At 61.8% G+C, this 17522-nt stretch carries 18 protein-coding genes; 16 read left to right on the top strand and 2 right to left on the bottom strand.

Annotation, left to right across the window (positions count from 1 at the left end; all coding sequences use genetic code 11):
* Positions 1–121 precede the first annotated feature (121 nt).
* From flhA to DZG07_RS07260, 7 genes are all read left to right on the top strand, one after another.
* Complete coding sequence (flhA, locus tag DZG07_RS07290) at positions 122–2209, top strand: flagellar biosynthesis protein FlhA (protein WP_091915211.1); 2088 nt, start codon at positions 122–124, stop codon at positions 2207–2209.
* The gene (fliR, locus tag DZG07_RS07285) at positions 2206–2958 is read left to right on the top strand and encodes a flagellar biosynthetic protein FliR (RefSeq protein ID WP_091915213.1); all 753 of its coding nucleotides are present in this window, start codon (positions 2206–2208) and stop codon (positions 2956–2958) included. The genes flhA and fliR overlap by 4 nt, the downstream gene beginning before the upstream one ends.
* Before the next feature lie 4 nt (positions 2959–2962).
* Complete coding sequence (locus DZG07_RS07280) at positions 2963–3352, top strand: hypothetical protein (RefSeq protein WP_091915215.1); 390 nt, start codon at positions 2963–2965, stop codon at positions 3350–3352.
* A 63-nt stretch (positions 3353–3415) separates the two neighbouring features.
* Positions 3416–3976 (top strand): rod-binding protein, encoded by a 561-nt coding sequence (locus DZG07_RS07275; protein WP_091915217.1) that lies wholly within the window; start codon positions 3416–3418, stop codon positions 3974–3976.
* 19 nt (positions 3977–3995) lie between these two features.
* Positions 3996–4412, top strand: a complete 417-nt coding sequence (locus DZG07_RS07270) for a hypothetical protein (protein ID WP_091915219.1) — start codon at positions 3996–3998, stop codon at positions 4410–4412.
* Positions 4409–4918 (top strand): hypothetical protein, encoded by a 510-nt coding sequence (locus tag DZG07_RS07265; RefSeq protein ID WP_162931568.1) that lies wholly within the window; start codon positions 4409–4411, stop codon positions 4916–4918. The genes DZG07_RS07270 and DZG07_RS07265 overlap by 4 nt, the downstream gene beginning before the upstream one ends.
* Before the next feature lie 160 nt (positions 4919–5078).
* Entirely contained in the window at positions 5079–5360 is a 282-nt protein-coding gene (locus DZG07_RS07260; RefSeq protein WP_091915223.1) for an SCP2 sterol-binding domain-containing protein, read from the top strand.
* A 123-nt stretch (positions 5361–5483) separates the two neighbouring features.
* Here DZG07_RS07260 and DZG07_RS07255 read toward each other — a convergent pair whose 3' ends face one another.
* Complete coding sequence (locus tag DZG07_RS07255) at positions 5484–6185, bottom strand: N-acetyltransferase (protein ID WP_119815550.1); 702 nt, start codon at positions 6183–6185, stop codon at positions 5484–5486.
* Positions 6186–6285: 100 nt separating this feature from the next.
* On the bottom strand, positions 6286–7419 hold the full coding sequence (gene odc2 / locus DZG07_RS07250; RefSeq protein WP_119815548.1) for an ornithine/lysine decarboxylase: 1134 nt from the start codon (positions 7417–7419) through the stop codon (positions 6286–6288).
* A 549-nt stretch (positions 7420–7968) separates the two neighbouring features.
* On the opposite strand from odc2, the gene DZG07_RS07245 reads away from it, so the two are divergent.
* From DZG07_RS07245 to DZG07_RS07205, 9 genes are all read left to right on the top strand, one after another.
* A complete protein-coding gene (locus DZG07_RS07245; RefSeq protein WP_119815545.1) occupies positions 7969–9228 on the top strand; it encodes an amidase family protein in 1260 nt (419 codons plus the stop codon).
* Positions 9229–9231: 3 nt separating this feature from the next.
* A complete protein-coding gene (locus DZG07_RS07240; protein WP_091915231.1) occupies positions 9232–10131 on the top strand; it encodes a LysR family transcriptional regulator in 900 nt (299 codons plus the stop codon).
* Positions 10132–10270: 139 nt separating this feature from the next.
* Positions 10271–10936, top strand: a complete 666-nt coding sequence (locus tag DZG07_RS07235; RefSeq protein WP_119815542.1) for a DUF1007 family protein — start codon at positions 10271–10273, stop codon at positions 10934–10936.
* Positions 10937–10940: 4 nt separating this feature from the next.
* The gene (locus DZG07_RS07230; protein ID WP_119815539.1) at positions 10941–12086 is read left to right on the top strand and encodes a nickel/cobalt transporter; all 1146 of its coding nucleotides are present in this window, start codon (positions 10941–10943) and stop codon (positions 12084–12086) included.
* Between the two features lie 533 nt (positions 12087–12619).
* A complete protein-coding gene (locus tag DZG07_RS07225) occupies positions 12620–13336 on the top strand; it encodes a tellurite resistance TerB family protein (RefSeq protein ID WP_091915237.1) in 717 nt (238 codons plus the stop codon).
* Between the two features lie 356 nt (positions 13337–13692).
* Positions 13693–14025, top strand: a complete 333-nt coding sequence (locus DZG07_RS07220; protein WP_091915239.1) for an SMR family transporter — start codon at positions 13693–13695, stop codon at positions 14023–14025.
* A 263-nt stretch (positions 14026–14288) separates the two neighbouring features.
* Positions 14289–15122 (top strand): tryptophan 2,3-dioxygenase, encoded by an 834-nt coding sequence (kynA, locus tag DZG07_RS07215; protein WP_119815536.1) that lies wholly within the window; start codon positions 14289–14291, stop codon positions 15120–15122.
* Positions 15123–15170: 48 nt separating this feature from the next.
* Positions 15171–16310 carry an ABC transporter substrate-binding protein gene (locus DZG07_RS07210; RefSeq protein ID WP_119815533.1) on the top strand — a complete coding sequence of 380 codons (1140 nt, stop codon included), beginning with the start codon at positions 15171–15173 and terminating at the stop codon, positions 16308–16310.
* A 283-nt stretch (positions 16311–16593) separates the two neighbouring features.
* Positions 16594–17514: a branched-chain amino acid ABC transporter permease gene (locus tag DZG07_RS07205; protein WP_119815530.1), complete on the top strand. Its 921-nt coding sequence runs from the start codon at positions 16594–16596 to the stop codon at positions 17512–17514.
* Positions 17515–17522: the final 8 nt, after the last annotated feature.

Raw genomic sequence — 17522 nt, 5'->3', positions numbered from 1 at the left:
CCGTAGACGGGAAGAGGAATGACCTTCTCCTCCCATGTTCGCGCAAGCTTGGCCGTTTAGGGTCATGCTGTAATCGGCCATTGCCAACTTCGGCACGGGTCGGGAGCAGCATGGAGATAAGATGGCCATCGCAGAAACAATGCCGTCGGGCAGCCCCGCGAAAAGTGCACGCGACATCTTTTTCGCGCTCGGCATCGTCGTCATTCTGGCCGTACTTTTCCTGCCCATCCCGGCCTTCCTCATCGATATAGGCCTGGCCTTCTCCATTGCCCTTTCGGTGCTGATCCTGATGGTGGCGCTGTGGATTCAGCGGCCGCTCGACTTCTCGTCCTTCCCGACCATTCTTCTGATCGCGACGATGCTACGCCTGTCGCTCAACATCGCCACCACGCGCATGATCCTGTCGGAAGGCAACATCGGCACCCATGCCGCCGGCTATGTCATCAGCGGCTTTTCGCAACTCGTCATGAGTGGCGATTTCGTCATCGGACTTATCGTCTTCCTGATCCTGGTCATCGTCAATTTCATCGTCATCACCAAGGGTGCGACCCGTATCGCCGAAGTCGGCGCCCGCTTTACCCTCGACGCCATTCCCGGCAAGCAGATGTCGATCGACGCCGACCTCTCTGCCGGTGTCATCGACGACAAGACGGCGCAGCTTCGCCGCCGCGAGCTGGAAGAGGAAAGCTCCTTCTTCGGCTCCATGGACGGTGCCTCGAAATTCGTTCGTGGCGACGCCATCGCCGGCCTCATCATCACCGCCATCAACATCGTCGGCGGCATCGCCATCGGCTATTTCCGTCATGACATGGGCATGGCCGAAGCCTCCGACGTCTTCATCAAGCTCTCGGTCGGCGACGGTCTCGTCACCCAGATCCCGGCGCTGATCGTTTCGCTGGCCGCCGGCCTTCTCGTCTCCAAGGGCGGCACGCGCGGCTCCGCCAACCAGGCAATCTTCGGCCAGCTCGGCGCCCACCCGCGCGCGCTGTTTGTCGCTGCCGTCCTGCTCATCGTGCTCGGCCTCATGCCCGGCCTTCCGATGTTCCCATTCTTCGTGCTCGCCGCCGCCATGGGCGCGATCGGCTACATCATTCCCAAGCGCGAGCAGCAACGCGTCGACGAAGCCCATGCCGTCCAGAAGCAGGCGCAGGTGACCAAGGACGAAGAGGAAAAGAACTCGATCAAGGCATCGCTCAAGACCGCCGAAATCGAGCTCCTCATCGGCAAGCAGCTTTCGACGAAACTGCTGATCTCGCACCAGGAACTGGCCTTCCGCATGGGCAAGATGCGCAAGAAGTTCGCCCAGCAATATGGCTTCGTTGTTCCCGAAGTGCGCCTCACCGACGACCTCTCCATCCCGAGCAAGAGCTATCAGATCAAGGTTCATGGCACGGTGGTCGCCGAATATCAGATGCGCGTCGGCGAAATCATGGTGCTTCTCGGCAACCGCGAACTCCCCGACATTCCGGGCGAGGAAGTGCGCGAGCCGGCTTTCGGCATGCGCGCCTATTCCGTGCCGGAAATGTTCGCCGAGGATCTCAAGCGCGAGCAGTTCACCTCCGCCGACAACATGTCGGTGCTGCTGACCCATCTCAGCGAAGTCATCCGCAACAACCTGCCGCAGCTTCTTTCCTACAAGGACATGAAGGCGCTGCTCGAACGGCAGGATCAGGAATACCGCAAGCTCGCCGACGAGATCTGCACCTCGCACATCTCCTATCCGGGCCTGCAGGCGGTGCTGAAGCTGCTGCTTGCCGAGCGCGTGTCGATCCGCAACCTGCATCTCATCATCGAAGCAATTGCCGAAATCGCACCGCATGTGCGCCGCACCGAGCAGATCGTCGAGCATGTCCGCATCCGCATGGCGCAGCAGATTTGCGGCGACTTGTCCGAGGGTGGCGTGCTCAAGGTTCTGCGTCTCGGCAACCGCTGGGATCTTGCCTTCCACCAGAGCCTCAAGCGCGACGCCAAGGGCGAGGTTCGCGAGTTCGACATCGACCCGCGCCAGCTCGAGGAATTCGGCCAGGACGCATCGAAGGCCATACGCGGCTATCTCGAGGCCGGCGAACGCTTCGTCCTCGTCACCTCGCCCGATGCCCGCCCCTATGTCCGCATGATCATCGAACGGCTGTTCACCACCTTGCCCGTTCTTTCCCATGTCGAGATCGCCAAGGGCGTCGAAATCCGGGTGCTCGGAACCATATCGTGACGATCACTGCCGAAAGCGTGGTGCTTGCGGCATTCATCGCGTTCTGCCGCGTCGGCGGCTGCTTCATGATCATGCCCGGCCTGTCCAGCGCGCGCGTGCCGCTGCAGATCCGGCTGTTCGTGGCGGTCGCGGCCACCGGCGCTATTCTTGTCAATCTCTGGGACCAGATCGTCCCCTTCATGGACCGCCGCCCGCAATTTCTGGTGCCGATGATCGCGTCGGAGCTGCTTATCGGCGCGCTGATCGGCATCATGGCCCGGCTCTACATGATGGCACTGAGTTTCATCGGCACGGCCGTCGCCATGCTGATCGGCTATGGCGGCATGTCCGGCATGGCCATCGAAGAGAACGAAGCCCAGCCCGCACTGGCTTCGATCATCACCTTTTCGGCGCTGCTGCTGCTGTTCGTCTTCGATTTCCATCACGAGATCATCAAGGCGCTGGTCACCTCCTACCGCGTCGCCCCGCTCGACGTCTTCTTCAACCCGCAGGCAGCCCTGGTCGACGTCACCGACACGCTGTCGGAAAGCTTTCTGCTGGTGCTGAGGCTGGGCAGCCCGTTCATCGCCTATGCTATCCTGGTCAACCTCACCATCGGCTTCGTCAACAAGCTGACGCCGCAGATTCCGGTCTATTTCATCTCGCTGCCCTTCGTCATCGCCGGTGGGCTCGTCATCTTCTATTTCTCCATCGGCACGCTGCTCAGCCTGTTCGCCGACGGCTTCCTCACCACCACCATCGGGAGATGAGGCATTGAGCGCGCGCAAGGAACGGCTGCGGAAGCTGGTGAAGGTGCAGGAGCAGCTGAAGGCGCTGCATGAAACCCGTCACGCCGGCTTTGTGTCGGAAGCAGTGGCCGCACAGAACGAGGCCGCGGAACTGGTCGAGCGCTTCGATTCCGAAGGCTCGATGTCGTCGATGTTCCCCGAAATCTACCATCAGCGCATCGGCAAGGCGCTGGCCCGCCAGGAAGAGAACGTACAGCTGGCCAGGAGCGAAGCCGACAAGGTCGCGACCGCCACGGCCCGCACCAATATGGTCGAGCGCGCCTACCGCGACGTGCGGCGCCAGGTCGACCGCGACACCGCCGACCGCGAGCGGCTGGACATCATCGAGCGCAACGCCACCTCCGACGACAAGTAAGGTTGCCACAAGCTTGCTCGTCCATGATCGGCATCTCAAAAGTCGGATAAGGGACAGTTTTTCTTGGCGATTTCCCCACCCAGCGACATCGTTCTGGACGTTGCCCGCGCGGTCGAGCCTTCCAATCTGGAAACGGCTCGCGCCGAACTGGCCAAGCGTGGAAGTGCTGTGGGTGGCAGTGCCGTCGCGTCGTTCTCGCTCGGCGAGACCGGCATTTCCGGCAGCTTCAAGACCGGCACAGAACAGGCCAAGACGCCCGATTCCTTCAAGCGTTTTGAGGCGATGGTGCTGCAGACCTTCATCCAGAACATGCTGCCGAAGGACGCCGAAAACGTCTACGGCAAGGGCATGGCCGGCGACATGTGGAAGTCGATGATGGCCGGCAAGATCGCCGACGTCATGGCCGAACGCGGCGGCATCGGCATCGCCGACCGCGTGCTCGGCGACCACTATGTCGACGGCAAGAACAAGGTCGCCGTCGGACCAGTCTCAGGCGGGCCTGAAAAGGCCGAGACCGACAAGCAGACGATGCTTTCCACCGCCCTCGTCCAGGAACTTCAGCGCAAAATGGCAAAAAGCCTTTCGGAAGATCAGGCAGCCATTTCGGCAAAGACAAAAATCTAATTTCTAGGGATATTCGAACATGACTGAACAGAAGCCGACCGTCCAGAATCTGCCGGCCCGCAGCACGCGGGCCGAACCGGCCGCGCGTATGGGCAATCTGTCGGCGATCATCGGGCGCATCGTGGAAGCCGTCGAGGAGGAAACCGCCGCTATCCGTGCCGGCGGCAGCTTCGACATCAAGTCCTCCAATGTCCGCAAGAGCCGCTACCTCTACGAACTCACCCGCGCCACCCGGGGCGTCGGCGAACCCGAACTTCTCGCCGAGCATCGCGACGGCATCAAGATGCTGCGTGACAAGCTGGCGACGAACGCCGCCGTGATCCAGGCGCATATGGGCGCAGTGAGCGAGATCGCAACGCTCATGCAGAACGTGATCCAGCGCGCCGATGCCGACGGTACCTATTCCGAAGGCGAATTCGGGTGGGCCGCCCGTTGATCAAATTCATTGTCGCCGCCGTCTGGATCTGCCTCGCCACGCTCGGCGCGGTTTTCTATTCGTTCCAGACGTCGAGCGCCAAGTCCGATGCGGCCGCCACGCCCGCCCTTCTCGGCGGCCTGGACTATATCAGGACGGAAGTCATCTCGGTCCCGGTGTTCAGCAAGGCCACGATCGACGGCTATTTCCTGACCCGCCTCGTCTACACCGTTGACCCGGCACAGATGAAAAAGCTGTCGGTGCCGGCGCAATCGCTGATCGTCGACGAGGTCTACACCTACCTCTACGCCAATCCGCAGATCGATTTCTCCAAGCGCGAGAACTTCAATCTCGACACATTCCGGACAGGCGTACGCGACAGCGTCAACAAGCGCGTCGGCGAAAAGCTCATCAGCGAAGTCATCGTCGAACAGATCGACTTCCTGTCCCGGGAAGAAACGCGCGACAAGTCGCTGCGCCGCCGCGAGGTCACCCGGCCCGAGGCCACGCCGGCAGCCGCGCATTAAGACCAAGCGCTATTTAGCGAGCGGCAACCAATTCACTCCATTGACGTTTACGTCAACGAGACGCTATACGGTTTCCGACACTTTACGGTGCTGCGGCAAATGCCGAGGCACATCTGAAAACGGCGCGCCTGCGCGCGATACGAGACAAGGGAGCATTGCCATGAGCGTAGAAGCTGTTGTTGAAAAAATCCGGTCCAAGGTGGAAAGCTCCGGCTTCGACCGCTCGGTCAAGTTCGATACCGGCGGCGACGGCGTGATCGTCATCGACGGTGCCAGCATCTCGACCACCGACGCGCCTGCCGACTGCACCATCAAGCTCAGCCTCGACGACCTGGAGTCGCTGGTTGCCGGCGAATTGAACCCGACGATGGCGTTCATGAGCGGCAAGATCAAGGTCGAGGGCGACATGACCGTTGCCATGGCGCTCAGCCAGGTCATCTGACCGAACGACCAAACAAACAAAAAGCCCGGCGCTGCAAAGCTGCCGGGCTTTTTCGTTTATGGCCGTTTCAGGATGTGTCGAGATCCAGGTTGCAGGCCGTCATGGCGTGAATATCAACATACCCTAGGCTGCGAGTTGCAACCGCTCGGTCTTCTTCTGCTTGCGACCGGCAGCCTTCAGCACACCGGAAGCGTCGTTGAGCGCGCCCTCGACAAGCTCTAGCGCCAGGAAGCGATGCTGCTCATAGGGGCCGGGCATCGCAAGCGAACCGGTCTTCTCGGCCGAAAAGCCGAACCGCGCATAATAAGGCGCATCGCCGACCAGCAGGATCGCGCGATGGCCAAGCCGCCGTGCTTCCCCGATTGCCTGCCGCATCAGCGCCGAGCCGACACCTCCATTCTTGATCGACGGGTCAACGGCCAGCGGGCCCAAAAGCAATGCCGTACCCTCCCCCCTTGAGGGGGAGGTGCCGCCGAAGGCGGCGGAGGGGGTTGTCGCGGCAGTGCTCGACGCTCTTGCGGTGCCTTCTGAGGTTACCCCCTCTGGCTGCTTCGCAGCCATCTCCCCCTCAAGGGGGGAGACATCCTGTGCGAACGCCACGTCCCACAGCCGCACCGTCCCGATGACCATGCCCTCGGCGTCACGCGCGACGAAAGCCAGCCCTTCGGACGGGCGACGACCGCGCCGCAGCTTCTCCGACGACTTCTTCTTGCGCCTCACGCCCATGGCGCGGTCGAGCAGCGCTTCGCGCGCCGCCACGTCGGCTGCGGTTTCAGCGATGATTACAAATGCCGGCGCTTTGCCGGTGATTTCAGAGACTTCCATATCCGCAATCCTTCACAAGCGGAGATTGTTCCACGAGCAAACCCGTCGCCGGCTAAAAATCCGCCGGCGAACGGGGTGACCTGAGGGGCTGTTAAGCCCGTCAGATCACGTAGGATCGGAGAGGCTCGAAGCCGTTGAAGGCGACCGCCGAGTAGGTCGTCGTATAGGCACCGGTACCTTCGATCAGCACTTCGTCGCCGATGGTCAGCGACAGCGGCAGCGGATACGGCGCCTTCTCGTACATCACATCGGCCGAATCGCAGGTCGGGCCGGCGAGCACGCAAGGTGCAACAGCATCGCCATCGCGCGGCGTGACGATCGGGTAGCGGATCGCCTCGTCCATCGTCTCGGCGAGACCGCCGAACTTACCGATGTCGAGGAACACCCAGCGCACATTGTCGTTGTCGGCCTTCTTCGAGATCAGCACGACTTCCGACTTGATGACGCCGGCATTGCCCACCATGCCGCGGCCCGGCTCGATGATCGTCTCCGGAATGCGGTTGCCGAAATGCTTGCGCAGGGCCGAGAAGATCGCCTCGCCATAGGCACGCGCGGTCGGCACGTCCTTGAGGTAGCGGGTCGGGAAACCGCCGCCCATATTGACCATCTTCAGCGTGATGCCTTCCTGAGCCAGCGTCTCGAACACGGCCTTGGCGTCGCCAAGCGCGCGGTCCCAGGCGGCAAGGTCGGTCTGCTGCGAGCCGACATGGAACGACACGCCATAGGCGTCGAGGCCGAGCGCCTTGGCATGGCGCAGCACGTCGACGGCCATCGCCGGCACGCAGCCGAACTTGCGCGACAACGGCCACTCGGCACCTTCGCCATCGGTCAGCACGCGGCAGAACACGCGGGCGCCGGGAGCGACGCGGGCGATCTTCTCGACCTCTTCGACGCAATCGACGGCGAACAGGCGAATGCCGAGCTGATAGGCGCGCGCAACGTCGCGCTCCTTCTTGATGGTGTTGCCGAAGGAAATGCGCTCGGCCGGTGCGCCGGCATCCATCGCCATTTCGATCTCGGCGACCGAAGCGGTGTCGAAGGACGAGCCCAGCGAGGCAAGCATGCGCAGGATTTCAGGCGCGGGGTTTGCCTTCACCGCATAGTAGATCTTGGAATCCGGCAGCGCCTTTTCGAAGGCATGGAAATTTTCGCGCACGACGTCGAGGTCCAGCACGAGGCAAGGGCCTTCGGGACGTCGGGTGGCGAGGAAGTCGAGGATGCGCTGCGTGGCCATGGGTCTCTCCAATGCGAATGCGCGGCTTTCAGGCGCGCGAAATCAAGCTGCGGCGCGGCCGACATCGGCCGCGGAATCCGCGGTGGACAAAGGCGCGATCACATTTTCATGGAACCAGCCGGTGGAGACCCCGGAACCATGAGCGTGCGTCACGCGGCGGTGAACCTAGCCTTGCCCGGCTTCGGTTCGCTTTGTCTGCCTTGGCTTGGATTGGGAGACCCGTTCCGCACTGCCGGCAATGAGGGTGTGCCTCTTCAGTAACCCCGGTTTTTGGACAACCGGCAGAACACCAGAAAGGCCCGCACCGTCGTTGCTTCAAGGTGTCCTCGATTTGGCGGTTGGCCGCTAAACCGACTGGAGGGGTTAGCTCCAGTTACCTTACCGATTTCCCTCACCATTCGAGGATCGGCGGACACCCACAGGCACGTGCGACTTTGGGCAAGCGCGATATAGGAGTCGCGTCTGTCACAATCAACAAAAATCGTATCGCAGCTTGTAAATTTTCAGATGTCGAACAAAGCTGGCCAAATCGTTGTGAATCATTGAACAATGCAGGCCATGCGCGATCCTCTCAACGCCTTCCTAGACGCCCCACAAGTGCCTGTTTCCAATAGGGAAACCGGGCCTTTGGCTGGCCTCGGCCTTGCCGTGAAGGATATCTTCGACGTTGCGGGCTATCGCACCGGCTGCGGCAACCCGCAGAAATTCGCCGAGACCGCACCGGCCACGAAAACGGCACCGACGGTGCAATTGATTCTAGATGCCGGCGCGCATTTTCTCGGCAAGACGCAGACCGACGAATTCGCCTTTTCACTGATGGGCCAGAATTCGCATTTCCCCGAACCGGTAAACGCCGCAGCGCCCGACCGTGTCACCGGCGGCTCGTCTTCCGGTTCGGTCGCGGCCGTCGCCGGCAGGCTCGCCGACATCGCCACCGGCTCGGACACCGGCGGCTCGATCCGCGCACCGGCGAGCTTCTGCGGGTTGGTCGGCCTGCGCACCACGCATGGCCGCATCTCACTTGAAGGCACCATGCCGCTGGCGCCTTCGCTCGACACCTTCGGCTGGTTCGCCAGGGATATCGAGACGTATCAAAAGGTGGCGGAGGTGGTGCTGCACGCGCCACCCTCCCCCTTGCGGGGAGGGTCGGACGGCGAAGCCGGACGGGGTGGGGGTGGCGAAACCGCCGCTACCCCGATGGAAGAGGGCAAACTCCTGCGCTTGACCGCCCTCGACGACCTCGTCCTCGGCAACACCGAAGCAGACGAATACCGTCGAATGCTCTCCATCGTCACCGCCGTCCTCAGCGAAGCTAAAGCGGCCAAGCCCCTCACCCAAACCCCGGACGACCTCTACTGGTCCTTCCGCAAAATCCAGGCGCGCGCGGCATGGGCCAATCACGGCGACTGGATTTCGGCCCATCCCGGCAGTCTCGGCAAAGGCGTAGAAGACCGCTTCCGCTTCGCCACGACGATTGACGATCAGGCACTGGCGGAAGCAACCGCCACGCGCGCCGCCTTTAGCGACGAACTGCGCGACCTGCTCGGCGACACCGGCATACTCGTCCTGCCGACCGTTCCGGGCGCTGCCCCACTGAAGGCCGATACGCCGGAAAACCTCCTCGCCTATCGCGAGCGCGCCTTGCGGCTGCTGTGCCTCTCCGGCCTGTCCGGTTTCCCGCAGATCACCCTGCCGCTCGGCACCGTAAATGGGGCGCCCTTCGGACTGTCGCTTCTCGGACCGTCCAACAGCGACCTGCAATTGATTTCGCTGGGCAAGCGAATACTCCAATCGAAAAACAAAGGCTGAGCCATGGACACGCTGACACGCATGCGCGCCTTCATCGACGTGGTCGAGGCCGAAGGCTTTTCGGCCGCCGCCCGCAAGATCGGCCGCTCCAAGGCGTTGCTCTCCAAATATGTCCGCGAGCTGGAAGACGAGCTCGGCGCGCTGCTGCTCAACCGCACGACGCGGCAGTTCTCGCTGACCGAGGCCGGCCACACCTATTATCGCCGCGCCTCCGAAATCGTCCGCGAGGTCGACAGCCTGGCCGACGCCGTGCGCGAATCCTCCGGCGACGTGCGTGGGCGTATAAAGCTTTCCGCGCCGCGCACCTTCGCCGATGCGCCGATCGGCCAGTCGCTCATCGACTTCGCCAAGGCGCACCCTGAAATCGTGCTGGAAATCCATCTCGACGACCGCTTCGTCGATCTGGTCGAGGAAGGCTTCGACCTCGCCATTCGCATCTCGCGGCTGGAAAATTCGTCGCTCATCGCGCGGCGTCTGTCGCCATTTTCGGTGCGGCTTTGCGGCTCGCCCGAACTCATCGAGAAGCACGGCAAGCCGACCCGCCCGCAAGACCTCGCCCGCCTGCCCTGCATCATCGACACCAATGGCCGCTGGCTGTCGAACTGGCCGTTCCTCGGTGACAATGGCGAGACCGTCACCGTGTCGGTGACCGGCCCGATGGAGGTCAACAGCCCGCTTGCCGCCCGCGCCGCCGCCCTGTCCGGTCTCGGCTTTTCGATCCTGCCCGATTTCATCGCCGCGCCTGATATCGAGGCCGGCAGGCTGGTGCCGATCCTCGACGATCGCATCCTCACCGGCGGCGGCATTTTCGCGGTCTACCCGCATCGCCGCTACCTGCCGGCGAAGGTGCGCGTCTTCGTGGATTTCCTCGTACAGTGGTTCAAGCCGCGCGATCACGCTTGATTGCCTGTCGCAAAACGGTCCCAATTTCGCCGGGTTTCTGGTAACTCTCGAAACCATGATCCCGAAAAGTGGAAGCCGGTTTTCGGGCAAAGATCATGGTCAAAAAAAGAATCTACTCCCAGACTGGAATGCGACTGCAATGAAGCTGAAAATGCGAACGGCGATGCTGGCTTCGGCTGCCGCAGCCCTCCTGGTCTCGACCGTCCCGGCCAGCGTCCATCCCCATGTCTTTGCCGAAGCACGGCTCGATGTCGTGCTCAACCCCGACCACACGGTAAAGTCGCTGCGGCATCTGTGGCGCTTTGACGACCTGTTCTCATCCACCGTGCTGATGGAGTTCGACAAGAACTCCGATTTGAAGCTAGACGATACCGAGCTTAAGGAAGTCGCCAACACCATCTACACTTCGCTTGCCGAGTATGGCTACTTCCAGATCGTCACCTCCAACGGCAAGGACGTGAAGATGAAGCCGCCGGCCCATCTCATGGCCAACTACGAGAACGACCAGCTTATCGTGCTGTTCGAGTCCGAACCGGAGCAACCGCTGAAGCTGTCGGGCAAGATCGATTTCGGCGTCTATGACCCGACCTTCTACACCGCGATCGACTTCACCGAGGACGCCAACATGTCGGTTGCGGACCTCCCGCCCATGTGCACGAAGCAGGTCATCCGCCCCGATCCCGATACGGCCATCGCCCAGAACCAGTCGACGCTCACCGACGCCTTCTTCAACGACCCGACCGGCACAGACATGAGCAAGATTTTCGCGACCCGCCTTGAACTGAACTGCACAGCCAAAGGATAGACCCGTGAAGAAGACGACCATCCGCTTGGTGTTTGCTACCTTGGCGATAGCCTATGTGCTCACGCATTTCGCCGGCCTCGCCCACGCGCAAAGCTCGCTCGGCATCGGCACCAACGAAGCCATGGTGCCCTCGACCGGGCTGTTCGCCGGCTTGATGAATTGGGTCAACGCTCAGCAGCAGGCCTTCTACCGCTCGCTGACCGGCGCGATGAAGGCGATGCGCGACAATGGCGGCCAGATGTGGGTTCTGGTCGGGCTGTCTTTCGCATACGGCATTTTCCACGCCGCCGGTCCCGGCCACGGCAAGGCGGTCATTTCCTCCTATATGCTCGCCAACGAAGTGGCCTTGCGGCGCGGCATCATGCTGTCCTTCATCTCCGCCTTCCTGCAGGCGCTCACCGCGATCGTCATGATGGCGCTGCTGTTCCTCGTGCTGCGCGGCACCTCGATCTCGATGACCAAGGCGACCTGGTTCCTCGAAGTCTCGAGCTATGTGCTCATCACGCTGTTCGGCGCATGGCTGCTCTGGCGCAAGGCCGGCCCACTGGTGCGCGGCTGGTTCGGCGCCAACCCGGCCTACAGCCTGTCGGCGGCACATGCCCACGCGCACGCTCATTCCCACGCCAGCCACGATCATCATGACCACGCCTGCGACCACCCCTCACATATGCATGAGCACCACGATCATGCGCACGGTCACGCGCATGCTCATAGCCACAGCCACGCCACGTTGCGCGGTCACTCCCATGCCCACAGTCATGCAGCCGGTCAGGTTTGCGAGAGCTGCGGTCATTCCCATGCCCCGGACCCGGCGATGATCTCGGGCGATCATTTCGACTGGAAGACGGCATGGTCGGCGGTTACAGCGGTTGGCCTGCGTCCCTGCTCGGGCGCGCTGATCGTCCTGACCTTCGCCTTCCTCAACGGCATCTGGGCCGGCGGTATCCTGTCGGTCTTCGCCATGGCCCTCGGCACGGCAATCACCGTTTCGGCGCTGGCAACCCTGGCAGTCACCGCCAAGAACTGGGCCGTAGCAGCAGCAGGCGACGGCCGCCTCGGCAACCGCATCCACACCACCATCGAGATCGGCGGCGCCGGACTGGTGTTCGTCCTCGGCCTGCTCTTGTTGACCGCAAGCCTGACGGTGTAGCCGCTTTCTACGTTTCGGCTCGCCTTGATCTCGCCTGCTTACCGCAGAGCGAACGCTATGCTTTTCGAAGCGCCCGAGCGGCTTCTATAGCCCCGCCCCTAGGGGTTGGGCTCTCCACTGCACTGCTTGACCGCTTGCAGGAAAGTGAACGCACAGTCGCAGTGGTGGATCGACAACGCTGACGGTCAGCGAAGACCGAACATGCAATTCGTCATTCTCGGGCGGAGCACGAGCGAAGCGAAGGGCGGAGACCCGGGGATCCATGCCTGAACCGAGAAGCGTTTCAACGGTACTGAACGCGCGCCAATATCCGCGCCCAGCGATGTTTCGGCCAATAGATCCCGGATAACCTGCGCTTCGCGTTGGTTTCCGGGATGACGAACTTCACGGTTGTCACCGTTAATCGCAAATGTTCCGCCGAGCACAAACCCTACCAAAAACACCGCGCGTCATTGTAATGTCGCCTTCGACTGCCTACCTCACCGACACTTGAAACCCGCCCGAAGAGACGGGCGCAAATTTCGGAGGAACTGATGTTCGATCCCAAGAAACTGCTCGATGACCTGCTCGGTTCGAAAGTTCCCGGCACGGGTTCGACCGTCAGGGACAAGGCCGCTCAGGCGACACAGCTTGCCAAGGACAACCCGCTGGCAGCGGGTGCGCTGGCAGCGGTGCTGCTCGGCACCGGCACAGGCCGTGCGGTTACCGGTTCGGCGCTGAAGCTCGGCGGGCTCGCCGCCGTCGCGGGGCTCGCCTACAAGGCCTACCAGAACTACCAGAACGGCAAGCAGCCGGAACAGGCGGGCACTGCCCAGCAAGAGCTGCTGCCGCCGCCCGCCGATACCAGTTTTCACCCGTCGCAGGCGCCGCAGGGCGAGGCGGAATTCGCGCTGACGCTGGTGCGCGTGATGATCGCCGCCGCCAAGGCCGATGGCCATGTCGATGACGAAGAGCGCAAGAAGATCGCCGACAGGCTGGCGCTTTCGGGCGTCGGCAGCGAGGCCGAAAGTTTTCTCCTTGCCGAAATCGACAAGCCGCTGGACCTCGACCAGCTTGCAGCTTCTGCCCATACGGATGCGCAGAAGATCGAGCTTTACACTGCCGCGCGCCTCGCCATCGACCCGGACACCCGCGCCGAGCGTGGCTTCCTCGACATGCTCGCCGGCCGGCTGAAACTGCCGGACGCGCTGGTCGACCATATCGGGGCGACGGTTTCGGCGGCCAAGACGGAAGCGACCGTCGGAGCGTAGCTGCCCAAGCACAGCAATACAATTTATGGTAGAATCGTCGATCTGATCTAACTGGTTGTTTTAGCGCTACTCTGGGCGGAAATCTATTGCGATTTCTTCCCGAAATTGCTATAAACAACTGTAGATTGTGCGTTAAGGTTTCGTTAACCGTTCGGGCGCATCATTTTGACAGTCGGATCGGCTTTTCCTCCTCCCAAGCGCGATTCACATCTGAGGGCGGTCGCCAATGACCGCCCTTTTTGTTGGGCGATCGTATCTCCGACAGGCCCGTTGGCGGGCAGTCCAGTCACAGGAAAGTGAACGTGACGAGGTCTGGAAGTTCTGATCATTAGAAGCCTCCTTCAACGGAGGCTCCCATGCCCGCTTACGCTATCCTCGCCCTTGCGATCATCTGCGAGGTCGTCGCCACGAGTGCGATGAAAGCCGCAGAAGGATTTACCAGACCTGGCCCCTCCGTGCTGGTGATCCTCGGTTATGCCGCGGCATTCTTCTTCCTGTCCCAAGTCCTTGACCGGATACCTCTCGGCATCGCTTACGCGATCTGGGCCGGTGGCGGGATCGCGCTGGTCGGGTTGGTCGCATGGGTCGTCTACGGGCAGCGGCCCGACCTTGCCGGCTTTGCGGGAATGGGCCTGATCGTTGCCGGTGTTCTGGTCCTGAACCTGTTCTCCAAAACCAGCGCTCATTAGGGTATGTTGATATTCACGTCATGACGGTCTGCAAATGGCACCTTTCTGCGCTTCCGATGCTCATGGACCCAAAAGTCCACTCCGCTTCGGTTCTTGAAAACCGCCATTTTCGACTCTTCCTGACCTGAATCTCAACATACCCAAGCGGCCACGAGATATTTTAATCATAAAATTTCATGCTTGAAATGTAGTTTGCGGAATGCAATCCTGAGTGACCAGCAGGAGGCGATGTGGATGCATCGCGCCAGATTAGGGCAGGTCACATGACGCAGGCTGACAATCCCGCCCAAGGCGCCCAGATGGAATTTCGCGGGCGCATGTCCTATGGCGACTATCTCCATCTGGAAAAAGTGCTCGACGCGCAGGAGCCGCTGTCCACTGCGCATGATGAGCTTCTGTTCATCATCCAGCACCAGACATCCGAACTGTGGATGAAGCTTGCCATCCATGAGATACGCTCGGCGATCGTGGCGATCCGCGAGGATCGCTTGCAGCCGGCCTTCAAGATGCTGACGCGGGTGGCGCGCATCTTCGAGCAGCTGAACAGCGCCTGGGACGTGCTGCGCACGATGACGCCCAGCGAATACACGCAGTTCCGCGATTCGCTCGGCCAGTCCTCGGGTTTTCAATCCTACCAGTATCGGGCGATCGAATTTCTGGCCGGCAACCGCAACAACGCGCTGCTGAAGCCTCATGCGCACCGGCCGGAAGTCCTGGAGAAGCTCGAGGATATTCTTGCCGCGCCCAGCCTCTACGACGAGGCGCTGCTGCTGCTCGCCCGGCAGGGTTTTGATGTCGGCGCAGATGCAACGCGCACCGACTGGCGGGAAACCCGGCAGGAAAGCGCTGCCGTGCTGAACGTCTGGCGCGACATCTACCGCGCGCCGGAAGAGCACTGGATGCTCTACGAACTGGCGGAAAAGCTGGTCGATTTCGAGGACTATTTCCGCCGCTGGCGCTTCAACCACGTCACCACCGTCGAGCGCATCATCGGGTTGAAGCGCGGGACCGGGGGAACCTCGGGTGTATCCTACCTGCGCAAGATGCTGGAGGTTGAACTGTTTCCGGAACTCTGGAAAGTTCGCACCGAACTCTGACTACAACGATAAGAACCACTTACGACCAAAAACAATGGGAGATTGGGAATGAAGAAGATACTTGCCGCAAGCATTCTGGCGCTGTCGATGGCGACGTCGGGCATGGCCTATGCCGACCCGCTCAAGATCGGCATGATCACCACGCTTTCCGGCGGCGGTGCGGGGCTGGGCGTCGATGCGCGCGACGGCTTCATGCTGGCGCTCAAGCAGTCGGGCGTGAAGGACATCGAGGTCGTCACCGAGGATGACGCCCAGAAGCCGGAACTGGCCGTGCAGATCGCCGACAAGATGATCCAGAGCGACAAGGTCGATCTGCTGACCGGCATCATCTGGTCGAACCTTGCCATGGCGGTGGTGCCGAACGCAGTGGCGCAGGGCAAGTTCTACCTTTCGGTCAATGCCGGCCCTTCGGCGCTGGCGGGCGCCAAGTGCGACAAGAATTATTTCAACGTCGCCTACCAGAACGATAATTTCCATGAGGCGATGGGCAACTATGCCAACACCGCCGGCTACAAGAAAGTGTTCATCCTGGCGCCGAACTACCCCGCTGGCACCGACTCGCTGAACGGCTTCAAGCGGTTCTACAAGGGCGAACTGGCCGGTGAGGTCTACACCAAGCTCGGTCAGACCGACTACGCCGCCGAGATCGCCCAGATCCGCGATTCCGGTGCCGACTCGGTGTTCTTCTTCCTGCCGGGCGGCATGGGCATCGCCTTCATGAAGCAATATGCGCAGTCGGGCGTGGAAACGCCGGTGATGGGCCCGGGCTTCTCCTTCGACCAGGACGTGCTCGGCGCGATCGGCGATGCGGCCATCGGCGTGAAGAACTCGGCCTCGTGGTCGAAGGACCTCGACAACGCCGCCAACAAGAAGTTCGTCGAAGGTTTTGAGGCCGAATACAAGCGGCTGCCTTCGATCTATGCGGCGCAGGCTTATGACACGGCGAACCTGATCATCTCGGCGGCCGGCAAGGCAAGTGTGAAGGATGCGGACGCCTTCCGCGCGGCGCTGAAGGAAGCGAAGTTCGATTCCGTGCGCGGCAAGTTCAAGTTCAACAGCAACAACCATCCCATCCAGGACATCTATGTCCGCGAAGTGGTGAAGGAAGGCGACGTGCTGACCAACAAGATCGTCGCCACCAGCTTCACCGACCATGAGGACGCCTACGCCAAAGACTGCAAGATGTGAGGATTAGAGCTTCCTTCTCCCCGTTTACGGGAGTGGACGTGTGCTGATGGGGCTAGAGCGGGGGTGTACCCCCACCCCTAACCCCTCCCCACAAGGGGGATGGGGACGATTTCATCGCCTTGGCCAGCAACGTTGACGGCGCTGAGCGACCTTGCAGCAAAGTTCCCCTCCCCCTTGTGGGGAGGGGTTAGGGGTGGGGGTGCTTCATGTGCCTGCCGCTTACGAGGAGAGGGGCGCAAGGTTGCGCCTCCAATCCAACACCCAAACTGATGGAACCTGATCCTTGTCCACTGCGCTCCTGATCGAGCAAATACTGAACGGGCTGCAGTTCGGCGTCATGCTTTTCCTGATGGCGGCGGGGCTGACGCTGATCTTTGGCGTGATGGGCCTGATCAATCTTGCCCATGGCTCGCTCTACATGATCGGTGCATTCGCCTGTGCGGCAGTGGCGGCTGCGACCGGGTCGTTCTGGCTCGGACTGGTTGCCAGCCTAGCTGCGGCGGCGGCCGCCGGTGCGCTGGTCGAGCTCGTCGTCATCCGGCGGCTTTACGACCGCGACCATCTCGATCAGGTGCTTGCCACCTTCGCGCTGATCCTGATCTTTTCGGAAGGCACGCGCTGGCTTTTCGGCTCGTTCCCGCTTTATCTCGACATTCCATCCGCTCTTTCGGGCGCGGTGCAATTGCCGGGCGGCGGGCGTTATCCGCTCTACCGGCTGGCCATCATCGGCGTCGGCATTGCGGTTGCGGTCGGGCTTTACCTGCTGATCTCCAAGACGCGGCTCGGCATGCGTATCCGCGCCGGCGAATCCGACCGTGAGATGATTGCAGCACTCGGCGTCGATATCCGCACACTCTACACCGTCGTCTTCGCGCTGGGAGCTGCCCTTGCAGGCCTTGCCGGCGCGCTGGTCGGCGCGTTGCAATCAGTGCAGGTCGGCATGGGCGAACCGGTGCTGATCCTGGCCTTCGTCGTCATCGTCATTGGCGGCATAGGCTCGATCAAAGGCGCTCTCGTGGGCGCGATCCTCGTCGGGCTGGTTGACACGCTCGGGCGCTTCCTGCTGCCGAAACTGTTCGCGGCTTTCATGGGGCCGGCGCAGGGCGCGACGGCGGGTGCGGCGATCGCCTCGATGCTGATCTATATCGTCATGGCGCTCATTCTGGCGTTCCGGCCCAAGGGCCTGTTCGCGGCCAATGCGTGACGGGCAAG

The organism is Mesorhizobium sp. DCY119, assembly GCF_003590645.1.
In the GTDB taxonomy this organism is placed as follows: domain Bacteria; phylum Pseudomonadota; class Alphaproteobacteria; order Rhizobiales; family Rhizobiaceae; genus Mesorhizobium_M.
The sequence above is the reverse complement of the archived record's forward strand: the minus strand, read 5'-3'. Positions and strand labels throughout refer to the sequence as shown.

Excerpts from the sequence above, each read along its gene's own strand:
- flhA (WP_091915211.1), top strand. The coding sequence starts at position 122 with ATGGCCATCGCAGAAACAATGCCGTCGGGCAGCCCCGCGAAAAGTGCA.
- DZG07_RS07270 (WP_091915219.1), top strand. The coding sequence starts at position 3,996 with ATGACTGAACAGAAGCCGACCGTCCAGAATCTGCCGGCCCGCAGCACG.
- DZG07_RS07260 (WP_091915223.1), top strand. The coding sequence starts at position 5,079 with ATGAGCGTAGAAGCTGTTGTTGAAAAAATCCGGTCCAAGGTGGAAAGC.
- DZG07_RS07255 (WP_119815550.1), bottom strand. The coding sequence starts at position 6,185 with ATGGAAGTCTCTGAAATCACCGGCAAAGCGCCGGCATTTGTAATCATC.
- odc2 (WP_119815548.1), bottom strand. The coding sequence starts at position 7,419 with ATGGCCACGCAGCGCATCCTCGACTTCCTCGCCACCCGACGTCCCGAA.
- DZG07_RS07245 (WP_119815545.1), top strand. The coding sequence starts at position 7,969 with ATGCAGGCCATGCGCGATCCTCTCAACGCCTTCCTAGACGCCCCACAA.
- DZG07_RS07240 (WP_091915231.1), top strand. The coding sequence starts at position 9,232 with ATGGACACGCTGACACGCATGCGCGCCTTCATCGACGTGGTCGAGGCC.
- DZG07_RS07235 (WP_119815542.1), top strand. The coding sequence starts at position 10,271 with ATGAAGCTGAAAATGCGAACGGCGATGCTGGCTTCGGCTGCCGCAGCC.
- DZG07_RS07225 (WP_091915237.1), top strand. The coding sequence starts at position 12,620 with ATGTTCGATCCCAAGAAACTGCTCGATGACCTGCTCGGTTCGAAAGTT.
- DZG07_RS07220 (WP_091915239.1), top strand. The coding sequence starts at position 13,693 with ATGCCCGCTTACGCTATCCTCGCCCTTGCGATCATCTGCGAGGTCGTC.
- kynA (WP_119815536.1), top strand. The coding sequence starts at position 14,289 with ATGACGCAGGCTGACAATCCCGCCCAAGGCGCCCAGATGGAATTTCGC.
- DZG07_RS07210 (WP_119815533.1), top strand. The coding sequence starts at position 15,171 with ATGAAGAAGATACTTGCCGCAAGCATTCTGGCGCTGTCGATGGCGACG.